Origin of the sequence: Pseudarcicella hirudinis (genome assembly GCF_900115665.1) — a bacterium.
GTDB classification, from domain to species: domain Bacteria; phylum Bacteroidota; class Bacteroidia; order Cytophagales; family Spirosomataceae; genus Pseudarcicella; species Pseudarcicella hirudinis.
Genome location: NZ_FOXH01000008.1, coordinates 37,892 through 50,015, shown reverse-complemented (window position 1 = coordinate 50,015; position 12,124 = coordinate 37,892). Strand labels below are relative to the sequence as shown.

General features: G+C 39.3%; 7 protein-coding genes. 3 read left to right on the top strand and 4 right to left on the bottom strand.

Annotated features, from left to right (window positions below):
- Positions 1–500: 500 nt before the first annotated feature.
- Positions 501–3,161: a sodium-translocating pyrophosphatase gene (locus BM179_RS14560; RefSeq protein WP_092017883.1), complete on the bottom strand. Its 2,661-nt coding sequence runs from the start codon at positions 3,159–3,161 to the stop codon at positions 501–503.
- A gap of 409 nt (positions 3,162–3,570) precedes the next feature.
- Between BM179_RS14560 and BM179_RS14555 the strand changes: the two genes are divergently transcribed.
- Positions 3,571–6,132, top strand: coding sequence for a beta-N-acetylhexosaminidase (locus tag BM179_RS14555; RefSeq protein ID WP_092017882.1), 2,562 nt, complete (start codon positions 3,571–3,573; stop codon positions 6,130–6,132).
- Positions 6,133–6,221: 89 nt separating this feature from the next.
- On the top strand, positions 6,222–6,932 hold the full coding sequence (locus BM179_RS14550) for a DUF6250 domain-containing protein (protein WP_092017881.1): 711 nt from the start codon (positions 6,222–6,224) through the stop codon (positions 6,930–6,932).
- 15 nt (positions 6,933–6,947) lie between these two features.
- Here the strand turns inward: BM179_RS14550 and BM179_RS14545 are convergent, their stop codons facing one another.
- The 3 genes from BM179_RS14545 to BM179_RS14535 are packed head-to-tail and all read right to left on the bottom strand — an operon-like array spanning position 6,948 to position 9,310.
- Positions 6,948–8,159 (bottom strand): DUF3570 domain-containing protein, encoded by a 1,212-nt coding sequence (locus BM179_RS14545; RefSeq protein WP_092017880.1) that lies wholly within the window; start codon positions 8,157–8,159, stop codon positions 6,948–6,950.
- 7 nt (positions 8,160–8,166) lie between these two features.
- Positions 8,167–8,388 (bottom strand): DUF4266 domain-containing protein, encoded by a 222-nt coding sequence (locus BM179_RS14540; RefSeq protein WP_218159226.1) that lies wholly within the window; start codon positions 8,386–8,388, stop codon positions 8,167–8,169.
- Positions 8,381–9,310, bottom strand: a complete 930-nt coding sequence (locus BM179_RS14535) for an FAD:protein FMN transferase (RefSeq protein ID WP_092017878.1) — start codon at positions 9,308–9,310, stop codon at positions 8,381–8,383. The genes BM179_RS14540 and BM179_RS14535 overlap by 8 nt, the downstream gene beginning before the upstream one ends.
- 322 nt (positions 9,311–9,632) lie before the next feature.
- On the opposite strand from BM179_RS14535, the gene BM179_RS14530 reads away from it, so the two are divergent.
- Entirely contained in the window at positions 9,633–12,116 is a 2,484-nt protein-coding gene (locus BM179_RS14530) for a PIG-L family deacetylase (protein WP_092017877.1), read from the top strand.
- Positions 12,117–12,124: the final 8 nt, after the last annotated feature.

The following is a 12,124-nucleotide window of genomic DNA, read 5'->3' as shown; positions in this document are numbered from 1 at the left end:
GTTACAAAAACCTATGTGTCCTGTGTTCTAATGCGGTTACAAAAACCTATATGCCCTATGTTCCTATCTGGTTACAAAAACCTATGTGTCTATGTTCCAATGTGGTTGCAAAAACCTATGTGCCTATGTTCCAATGTGGTTGCAAAAACCTATGTGCCCTATGTTCCAATGTGGTTGCAAAAACCTATGTGTCCTATGTTACTATGTGGTTACAAAAACCTATGTGCCCTATGTTCCAATGCGGTTACAAAAAACTATATGCCCTATGTTCCTATGTGGTTACAAAAACCTATGTGCCCTATGTTCCAATGTGGTTGCAAAAACCTATGTGTCCTATGTTCCAATGTGGTTGCAAAAACCTATGTGTCCTATGTTCCTATGTGGTTACAAAAACCTATGTGTCCTATGTTCCTATGTGGTTACAAAAAAGCCCAAAACAGTATCTCTCTGTAATGGGCTTTTCTTCAGTAACTTATAAGTTGTTCTTTTTCCTCAGGTCATTATTTCGACAAAACTCTGATAGAAATTCTTCTGTTTAAAGCACGTCCTTCCTCAGTAGTATTGTCTGCAACCGGATGTTCCTGACCATAACCTTCAGATTCAAGTCTTTGTGCTGAAACACCAAGCTTCTCAAGTTCAGATTTAACTGAAGCTGCTCTTTCATTGGAAAGCATCAGGTTTTCTTTGGCATCACCGGTATTATCAGTATAGCCGCCAAGTTTGATGGAAACTTTTGGAAAGGCCTTCAGGATTTCAGCAATATTTTTTAGTTGTTCCTGAGATTCAGGTTTAAGAACAGACTTTCCTGTTTCGAAAGTAAGGCGATCGAAATCAAACCACGTTGTTTTATCAACAGGCTTGGATGCATCTTCGATAAACTTCAGTAAATTATTTTCGATACCATTTTCGGGAATATTCAAATCAACGCCGGAACTTAGTTTTTTACTGAAAAGTGCTCCTAAATCCTTGATTTTATCAGAAACTGGTAATTCAGTTACAGCCTTAGGACTTAATTCTTCAAGCTTGGTGTTCTCCATACTTCCTGATTGTACAGTAATATAAGGAGCAATTACCAATGAAACGATCGACATAAGTTTGATCAGAATGTTCATCGAAGGCCCGGATGTATCTTTGAATGGATCACCTACAGTATCTCCTGTTACAGAAGCTTTATGCGGTTCAGATTTCTTGTAATATGTTTCCCCATCAATAACCACCCCTTTTTCAAAAGATTTTTTAGCATTATCCCAGGCTCCTCCGGCATTAGACTGGAACATACCCATCAATACACCGGAAACAGTTACTCCGGCAAGTACTCCGCCGAGTACTTCTGGTCCCATCGTAAAACCAACAATTACAGGCACAGTAAGCGCAATTGCTCCGGGAAGAATCATCTGACGAATAGAGGCCTGTGTTGAAATAGCCACACATTTTTCATATTCAGGCTGAGCTTTATATTCCATAATTCCCGGAATTTCCCTGAATTGACGACGAACCTCGTTCACCATTTCCATGGCAGCTTTACCTACCGCAGAAATACACAGCGCGCTAAAAATAAATGGAATCATTCCGCCGATAAACAACCCGGCTAATACATCAGCTTTGTAAATATCAATTGCTTTGATTCCGGCAATACCAACAAATGCGGCAAACAAAGCCAGAGAGGTAAGAGCCGCAGAAGCAATTGCGAATCCTTTTCCTGTAGCCGCAGTGGTGTTACCTACTGCATCAAGATTATCAGTACGCTCACGTACTTCAGGAGGTAATTGAGACATTTCGGCAATACCTCCGGCATTATCAGCAATCGGTCCGAACGCATCAATTGCCAATTGCATAGCAGTTGTTGCCATCATACCTGCGGCTGCAATAGAAACTCCGTAAAGTCCGGCAAATTTATAAGAAAGAATAATCCCTGCTGCCAATACTAAGATTGGTAATACCGTAGATTCCATTCCCACAGCAAGGCCGCCGATGATATTGGTTGCATGACCGGTTCCTGACTTCTCAATAATTGAAAGAACGGGACGTTTACCCATTGCAGTATAATATTCAGTAATCATAGACATCAATGCACCTACTACCAAACCAACAATAATTGCCAGAAAAACACCGGTTGAAGTAAATTCAAAACCACGCAGATTTAATTGTTCCGGCAGGATATTTTTTACCAGAAAGTAGGACGCAATAAATGTAATGATGATTGAAGCCCAGTTGCCTAAATTCAAAGCACTCTGAACAGAGGCCGTTTCACTACTGATTCGTACAAAAAAAGTAGAAACCAATGAAGCCAGCAAACCTACTCCGGCTATAAGCATTGGTAATAAAACCGGAGAAAAACCACCATAATTATCGCTGACATTAATTTCCTGTCCCAAAACCATGGTAGCCAGAATCGTTGCAACATAAGATCCGAATAAATCGGCACCCATTCCGGCCACATCACCTACGTTGTCACCTACGTTATCAGCGATAGTGGCAGGGTTACGTACATCATCTTCCGGGATTCCTGCTTCTACTTTTCCAACTAAATCAGCTCCTACGTCTGCGGCTTTCGTATAAATACCCCCGCCTACACGGGCAAAAAGAGCAATAGATTCAGCACCCAGTGAAAATCCGGCTAAAACCTCGATTGCTTTTCTCATTTCATCGGAGGTAAGCGCCTGACCTTGGGCAAATAGATTATAAAAAGTAATGAAAAGACCGCCCAGACCTAAAACGGCTAATCCTGCAACTCCCATTCCCATTACAGAACCACCTGTGAATGAAACTTCAAGCGCTTTAGCAAGGGAGGTACGTGCCGCCTGAGCTGTGCGAACATTAGCTTTGGTGGCGATTTTCATACCGATATAACCTGCTGTAGCAGAAAAAAGCGCTCCGATTAAAAAAGCAATGGCAATAATAGGAGAGGAATGGATCGGATTTTCGGGAGTTCCATGGCGTGATCCAAGCCAGGCTAATAAAATGGCAGTAGGAATAGCGAAGTAAGATAATATTTTCCATTCTGCTTTAAGAAATGCAATAGCTCCGTCGGCAATATAACCCGAAAGCCTTTGCATGTTCTCGTCCCCGGTTGGCTGTTTTGAAACCCAGCTGAAACGCCATGCGGTGTAAAGCAAACCCACAATCCCAAAAGCGGGCACTAAGTAAACAATGTTATTCATGAGTTAAAATTAAAAGGTTATACAAATTTGAACTTTCACAAATATACTTTTTACCAGTAAAGAAAAAAATTATTCCAAGATTAAATTGGACTAATCTTATTGGTTTATTTGCCGGTTTTCTGAAAGATTTTCCCGGAAATGATGCTTTAGGCTTGATTATGACTAAGTTATATTCTGTTTCTCACAAAAGATTTTTTTCATAGGTTTTTAACGCCTTTTTGCTGTGCTGAAAACGAACTCTTTATATAAACTTTTTTAAAATCGGAAATATATTGCATGTTTTACTGAAAAAATATTTCTGTTTTGCGACTTTTTATAAATAGCATTAAGAATAATAACTAACTTAGTGAGATTATAAAATCCTATGAATTATACCTTAAATAACTTTTTCATTTAAATTTTCTCTGAAATGCTGCTCTTTCGAACAAAACTGGGTGTTTTTTTATCCTTTATGGTAGTTTTGGGCTTTATGACCAATGGCCTTGCCCAGAAAAAAAGCCTTCCTTTCGATGTTAAAAATCTACGGATCAATTGGGGACTTAAGGAAAATAAATTTCAAAATAAACGCCAGTATCTTTCCTCATTTACTTTTACCAATCAGGGAAAGACGGTTTTCCCTTCAAAAGGCTGGGCAATTTATTTCAATTACATCCGCGATATTGAACCTGCTTCAGTAAGCGGAGGCGTTAAAATCGAACCAGTCAACGGAGATATTTTCCGGATAGTGCCTACCGCAGACTTCAGGGAATTGAAACAAAACCAATCTGTTTCAATTGATTTTGTTTCCTCTGAATTATTTGTGAACGTTTCTGATGCCCCTTTTGGGTTTTATATAGTCTGGGATAACGCTCCGGAAAGTGGATATTCTATCACTAATTATCTTTCTGAAGCACCGAAAGAAGATAAAATCGGCTATTTAAGTGCTGCCGATATTTTCAAAAAGAATAGTAAAATCACTGATATTCCTCAAAAAAAGCTGACTAAAGTTTTTCCGACACCTGAATTTTATCAGGAAGGAGAAGGAGAACTGACTCTTGATGAATCGACCAGAATTGTAGCGGATGGATTCTTTCAGAAAGAGGCTTCTTATCTGGCTGATGAGCTGGGTGTGATTTTAGGGAAGAAACCTTCAGTTGTCAATACAGGAACAGATGGAAAAAGTATTATTTTCCGGAAAAACGAATCAGCTCCGGAGGCTTATCAGTTGAGCATCAGACCCTCAGGTATAGAAATCAGTGCCTCAACTCCATCAGGGGCTTTTTATGCTATTCAGTCGCTCAAATCATTGATTCCTTCAAATGCCTGGGCAGGAATTCAGCAAAATATCAAAGTGCCAGTAGCAGAGGTAAAAGATGCACCAAGATTCGGGTTCAGAAGTATAATGCTTGATGTCGGACGGAATTTTCAAAAGCCTGCGGAAATAAAAAAAGTGCTGGACCTGATGGCACTTTATAAATTGAATGTATTGCATTTTCATTTTATAGAAGACGAAGGTTGGAGATTGGAAATACCTTCTTTACCGGAATTGACTGAAATCGGTTCTCAAAGAGGTCATACACTTGATAGCAAGAAATTTTTGCCAGCTTCTTTTGGAGCCGGTCCGGTTCCGGGAGCTACTTCTGCCAGTGGTTACTATACCAGAGCAGAATTCATAGATCTCTTAAAATATGCAAACGATCGCCATATTCAGATTATACCGGAAGTCGAATCACCTGGTCATGCACGAGCTTCTATCAAAGCAATGGATGTTCGTTATGAGCGTTTTATGGCTCAGGGAAATAAAGAAGAAGCTGAGAAATATTTGCTGAGAGATATAAATGATAAATCTGAATATCGTACGGCACAGCTTTGGACGGATAATATCATCTGTGTGGGTTTGCCTTCAACTTATCGTTTTGCCGAGAAAGTGGTAGATGAGATTGTGGATATGTACAAGGAAGCAAAGGCACCCCTGACTACCATTCATTTTGGCGGAGATGAAGTTCCTGCAGGTGTCTGGGAAAAATCTCCGGTTTGTCAGGATCTGATCAAAAATACGCCATCATTGAAAAATACGGATGATCTGTGGTATTATTATTTCGGAAAGATAAACGATATTCTGAAGAAGAAAGGCTTGTTCTTATCAGGTTGGGAGGAAATCGCTATGAGGAAAACCTCAATAAATGGTAACAAAACCCTGATCCCGAATCCTGTTTTAGCAAATGAAAATTTTCAGGTAAACGTATGGAATAACATGATTGGCTGGGGTGCGGAAGATCTGCCTTATCGTTTGGCTAATGCCGGATATAAAGTCGTACTATCCTGCGTAAGTAATATGTATTTCGATTTGGCCTATCAGAGAACTTATGAAGAACCTGGCTACTATTGGGGAGGTTTTGTGGATATTGATAAACCTTTTTACTTTATTCCGTACGATTACTTTAAAAATTCGAAAGAAGATCGCCGGGGTAATCCGATTGAACAATCTTATTTTATCGGAAAAGACAGACTTACTGATTATGGAAAGTCTAACATTGTTGGAGTTCAGGGCTTGTTATGGAGTGAGAGTGTGAAAACCCCAGAACGTCTGGAATATATGCTGCTGCCTAAAATGTTTGGTTTGGCAGAAAGAGCCTGGGCCAAAGATCCTGCCTGGGCCATTGAGAAAGATGAAGCAAAAAGTGCGGAATTATACACTCAGGCCTGGTCAGAATTTGTAAACGTAGTCGGAAAAAGAGAGCTTCCCCGTCTTGATAATTATGGAGGAGGTTTTCAATACAGAATCCCGACTCCGGGTGTAATTCTTGAAAATGGAAAAGCCATTGCAAATATTCAGTTACCGGGTCTGACTATCCGTTATACAACTGACGGTTCGGAGCCAGGTTTACAGAGCAAAGTTTATACAGAACCTGTTGCAGATAAAGGAAAACTGAAATTCAAGGTTTTTAATACAAAAGGCAGAGCAAGCCGGACAGTAGAAGTAATGAATTAAATACTTTATATAATTGTTTCTGAAAGAACAGGTTCGAAGAAATTCAGACCTGTTCTTTTTTTTGATTTTAAACCTGTTCCTGCTGAAAAATGAAGAAGAAATGCCTGATTCTGGCCCTTTGTTTTACTGGTTTCTGTTCAACATTCCTGCATGCACAGATTAAAAAGCATGTGAATCATTCACTTTTGTTTGCAGATGATTTTCCGGTAAAATTAGACTCTTCGATTTGGATTGCAGAGATTGAAAATAAGCCGGATTCCCACGTTTTTGTGAAAAACAGAAAATTAGTACTGGATACCAGGGGCGGTGTCACGGTTTGGCTCAACAAAGCATTGGAAGGCAGTTATCAGATTGAATTTACCAGAAAAGTAATTCTCGGTAAGGGTGGAAATGACCGGCTTTCCGACCTGAATGTTTTCTGGCAGGCGAAAGATCCTCAGAATACCAATTTGTTTACCCGGAAAGGAAAATTTGAGGAATATGATTCCCTAAGGTTGTACTATGTCGGAATGGGAGGGAATTATAATTCTACCACCCGTTTTAGGAAATATGATGGGAAAGGAGAGCGTCTTTTACTCAAAGAATATACCGATAGTCTTCACTTGTTACAAGCCAATAAAACCTACCGGATCAAAATTATCGTGAAAGAAAATGAGACCAGTTTTTGGGTAGATGATCAATGTTTTTTCACAAATACTGAGGCTGGATTTAATAAAACAGGTTATTTCGGGTTCAGGTCAACATTTTCTCATCAGGAAATCGGCGAATTTAGGGTTCTGAAATATGATGATCATGAATAGCTTAAAGCATCTCTTTTATTTGTATTTGTCCGGGGAAGAGAAGTCCAGCACCAATGATAAAATATGAGAATTCAGGTTATTGCTCCTGTGATAATAGCTGTAACGAAGGTTGATTTCTTCAAAAATCAGATGGTTTTTATGCCGCTTCGCTGGAAGTAACCTGAAGTTCAGTCCGGTTTTATAAGATTGAAATTTAGATAAATCATAATCAGAAGTATAAAATTGCTCATGGATATCATGCTCCTGATAGGGTTTGAAATATTTAGAGGCAGATTGCTGATAAACCCTCAGAAAAGGGGATAATGTAAACTGAGGTGTGATTTTTATAGCGTCTTCAAGTTCTAAGCTATTGGCCAGAATACCGAAATTATCCCAGTAAAAACCATAAATCCCTTTTAAAATCATCCTGCTTCCCAGAAAATAATTGAGCTGAAAACTGAGAGGTATTTTATACCTCTCTCCGGGAAAAAATTCTACTTTTTCTGAGCCGTCCTTAAAATATACCCGATGAAACGGAGTGGCTAACAGTCCGTTCTGATAAGTAAATTCCGGGAAAAATCCGGCGATCAGCCTCCTGTTAATTACCTGTGTGAATCCCAATTTTAAATTGTATGAATTTCGGGTGTAACCCTCATACCAATCCTTGTACCTTAGTTCCACAGGATAGATTAAAGTTACGGGTCTGTAATAATCCGGATTCAATCTTCCCCATCGCAAATCATCAAAAAAAGCCTGAAAAACAGCCTGATAGCTTCGGTTTTGGGAGGGTTCGGCGTATTCCCAGGAAAGCATTACCGGAATAGACAAATAATCCGACTCTATGGAAAATCCTGTGCCGATTCCCAGTTTTACAGGAGATCTTTTTAACTGTTTTTTATAATTGGCATTGATATGTACTCTTTGATCAAGTGCGGAAGCCGAAGAAACTACAAAATCAATGTTATCGGTTGATGCAGAGCTGATTATGTCTACACCAAAATCTACATTAAGCTGATGATAACCTTTGAAAGTTCTGGAAATCTTTGCACCCGGAGCGTAAACATGGAGTAATTCTGTACCAATTCCTCCGGTGACTGCGGAATTGTTCCCGTTTTGAATATATTGGGAATATACAATCTGGATATCGGTTTTTGAAACAGCTTTCTTTTGAAATAAGCTATCAGTTTTCTGACCTTTCGAGAATAAGGTCATCGCCAGCAAAGAAGCAGAAAGAAATATTTTTTTCATGAACTATTTAATTGCAGCCACAGCCACCGCTGGACTTAGCACCACCGGGCATTGTTGCACCTTCCCTGATTGACTGAACGTAATTTTCGAAATTTCTGGCAGAAGTATTGCCGATTTGCATCTCAGAATCATTCAGGTAAATCCGCTGATATGGTTTTACCGTTTTACATCCCCCAATGAGTATGAGGCATAGAAAAAGTCCTATCCATAATTTAGTTTTGTCAGGCATTGGCATATTCGAAAATGATGTTTTTAGAATGAAAAACTTTGTTTTGGTCGTCCACTATCAGGCAATGAGTTTCCGGTAACTGATTGATAAAATGAATACCCACTTCCACACCCATTACATACACTGCGGTAGCCAGCGCATCGCTTAATTCAGCACCCGGACTTACTACTGAAACACTTTTGATTCCTGTCAGCGGCTTTCCGGTTTTCGGATTGATATTATGCGAATACCTGATGCCGTCTTTTATAAAAAACTGTTCATAATCACCTGAAGTCGCTACAGATTCTTTTTCAGCAGGAATATAAGCCAGGATCTTTTTAGGGTCATCAGGATGGGCAATCCCGACTTTCCAGGTAGAAAGATCTGCTCTTTTGCCAATAACCGTCAAATCTCCGCTGGCATTTATGATACCACCCTGTAAACCATTTTTCAACCATAGCTTCCTGACACAATCTGCGGCATAACCCTTTCCGATTGAAGCAAAACTAAGATGCATACCTTTCTGGGAAAGCAGAACCTTATGATTATTCTGCAATAATATACGGGAAAAACCGACCTTTGGTAAGGTCTTCTGAAGCTGATAGTAATCGGGGAAGGTAAAATCCTGGTTTTTGAAATTATACAACTTCTTTAAAGGACCCACAGTTATATCAAAAGCTCCCTGGGTGAATTGAGAAATATGAATGCAACGCTGAAGTAACTGATAAACCTCTTCCGGTATTTTAACAGCATTTTTCCCGGCTTCATTGTTCAGTAAAGTCGTGACAGAGTCTTCTTTAAATTCAGAAAGCAATTGTTCAATCCTTGAAATTTCTGCAAGTCCATCCTGCAAAAAAATATCAGCTTCCGACTGCTTTTCACAAACCACAATCAGTTCAAAAGCAGAACCCATCAGTTTTTCATGGATTTTAAATTCCGTCATATTCTTTGATTTCTGAAATGAAAGGAAAATCTGATCCGGAAACTTTATCTGAAAGTAACGGGTTGGTTACAACAGATTCATAATGAAGAACATATGGTTGGATAAGGATTAACTTAGGTCTGAAGAGGTAAAGATATTTCATAAATCGGGTATCGGGCTTTTTGGCGAACTAAATAAAGCAGGAAAAACATATTTTTCCGTCTCTTTTTCTTAAACCCTTAAAATCGTTTTTTTGTTCGTAAAAAAGCTTTTTACTCCTTCCAAACCTGAATTTTTTTAATTGTTTTTTCTGTTAACTTAGCGAAAATTTAACCTGAATACCATGCACTTTAAAAAAATCCCTTTCATTTGCTTGTTATTACTCTGTGTAAAAACAGTTATAGCCCAACCCGTTAAACCTATGCCGGCAGGAGAAATTCTGCTTAACCTCAAGAAACTTAATGTGTTGGGTACTGCCATGTACATGGCGGCACACCCCGATGATGAAAATACCATAATGCTTTCATGGCTGGCTAAAGAAAGAAAAGTGAGAACAGCTTATCTTTCTATTACCAGAGGAGACGGCGGGCAAAACCTGATTGGCTCAGAACAGGGAGAGTTATTAGGACTTATCCGTACGCAGGAATTACTGGCTGCGAGGGCAATTGATGGCCCGGAACAGTATTTTACCCGTGCCAATGATTTTGGCTTTTCTAAAAATACAGAAGAAACACTTCAGATCTGGGGAAAAGATGCCGTTTTGAGCGACGTAGTCTGGAGAATAAGAAATCTGAGACCAGATGTAATCATTTGCCGTTTCCCACCTGATTTCCGGGCAGGGCATGGTAATCACTCTGCTTCAGCTTATCTGGCAGAAGAAGCTTTCAAAATTGCAGGAGACCCTACAAAATTTCCTGAGCAATTGAAATATGTTAAACCATGGCAACCTAAAAGAGTGGTTTGGAATACCTTTAATTTCGGGGCTGTTTCGCAAAAACCAACAGAAGGCACATGGATTCCGGTAGAAATCGGAGATTTCAATCCGCTTTTAGGCAAGGCCTATACCGAAATTGCCGCTGAAAGCAGATCACAGCATAAAAGTCAGGGTTTTGGTGTACCGCGTACACGTGGTCTTCGTCAGGAATATCTGGTACATAAACTGGGCGATCTGGCTCAAAAGGATCTTTTTGATGGCATCGACCTTAGCTGGGGAAGAGTAAAAGGAGGGGATGAAATTGCAAAAGTATTAGATCAGACGCTTAAAAACTTTAATCCTGAAAAACCTTCAGGAATAGTTCCTGATCTTTTGAAAGCGTATCAACTGGTAAATAAGCTGGAAGATGAATATTGGAAAACCCAAAAGAAAAAAGAGCTTGAAGCATTAATCATTGCCTGTTCAGGTTTGTATTTTGAAGCAAATCCGAATGATTTTGCTGCTGCTGCCAGTGAGAAAGTAGCGGTAACAGCGATTGCTATTAAAAGATCGGATGTTCCGGTAAGTTTAACCGGAATCCGTCTGATCGGTTTATCAAAAGACAGTACATTGAATGTGGCTTTGGGAAATAACGAATTACAAAGACTGAGTTTTTCTGTTGAAATTCCTAAAAACCAGGCTTTGACACAACCATATTACCTGGCTCAGAAGAAAATGAGCAAAGGAATGTACAGAGTGGATGATCAGACTTTGATTGGTTTACCCGAAAAACCTGCTGATTTACAGGCAGAATTCTCTTTTTCAATAGAAGGACAGGAATTTAAGTTTTTAAGCCCTGTCATTTATAAATATACAGATGAAGTAAGAGGGGAATTGTACAGACCTTTTGAAATCAGACCGGAAGTGGCGGTTAATATTGCTGATAAAGTGTATGTTTTTGCGGAAAAACAGCCTAAAAATGTAGAAGTTACTTTAAAATCTGCAAAAGCAAATGTATCCGGAAGTGTAAGTCTTGAATTACCGAAAGGCTGGACGGCAGAACCTGCTTCCATTAACTTTTCATTGGCTAATAAATACCAGGAACAGAAGTATATTTTTAAAGTTACGCCAAATCTGAATTATGCTGAGGGAATTGTTAAAGCTGTTGCTAAAACTGCTCAGGGAGCTTTTGATAAGGGAATTTTAACAGTGGCTTACGATCATATTCCACCACAAACGCTTTTTCCTCCCGCTGAGGCAAAAATTGTCAAACTCGACATCCTTACAAAAGGTAAAAATGTAGGTTATATTGCCGGAGCAGGCGATGAAGTTCCTTCTGCGTTAAGACAGATTGGTTATCAGGTAAGCATGATTACCGAGAAGGAATTAAATGAAGATTTGTCGAAATTTGATGCCATTGTTGTGGGGGTAAGAGCTTATAACACCGAAGAACGCTTGAAATATTACCAGTCGAAATTAATGGAGTATGTTCAGAATGGTGGAAACATGATAGTTCAATATCAGGTAAACTCGAATTTACAAAAACTGAACGATGGAATCGGGCCGTATCCTTTCAAACTTTCCCGTGATCGTACGACTGTGGAGGAAGCGGAAATGAGATTCCTGAAACCTGATAGTCCGTTATTGAATGTACCTAATAAAATTACTGCAAAGGACTTTGATAACTGGGTACAGGAAAGAGGTTTATATTTCCCGAACGAATGGGATTCAAAATATGAAGTAATTCTTTCTTCAAATGATCCGGGTGAAAAACCATCAGACGGAGGATTACTCTATGCCAAATACGGTAAAGGGAATTATGTATTTACAGGATATGCATTTTTCCGTCAGCTGCCTGCAGGAGTTTCAGGAGCTTATCGTTTGTTTGCCAACCTGATTTCTGTTGGGAAATAGTTGTTTTT

Coding starts and splice junctions, on each gene's coding strand:
- BM179_RS14550 (WP_092017881.1), top strand. CDS start 6,222: ATGAAGAAGAAATGCCTGATTCTGGCCCTTTGTTTTACTGGTTTCTGT.
- BM179_RS14560 (WP_092017883.1), bottom strand. CDS start 3,161: ATGAATAACATTGTTTACTTAGTGCCCGCTTTTGGGATTGTGGGTTTG.
- BM179_RS14540 (WP_218159226.1), bottom strand. CDS start 8,388: ATGCCTGACAAAACTAAATTATGGATAGGACTTTTTCTATGCCTCATA.
- BM179_RS14555 (WP_092017882.1), top strand. CDS start 3,571: ATGCTGCTCTTTCGAACAAAACTGGGTGTTTTTTTATCCTTTATGGTA.
- BM179_RS14535 (WP_092017878.1), bottom strand. CDS start 9,310: ATGACGGAATTTAAAATCCATGAAAAACTGATGGGTTCTGCTTTTGAA.
- BM179_RS14545 (WP_092017880.1), bottom strand. CDS start 8,159: ATGAAAAAAATATTTCTTTCTGCTTCTTTGCTGGCGATGACCTTATTC.
- BM179_RS14530 (WP_092017877.1), top strand. CDS start 9,633: ATGCACTTTAAAAAAATCCCTTTCATTTGCTTGTTATTACTCTGTGTA.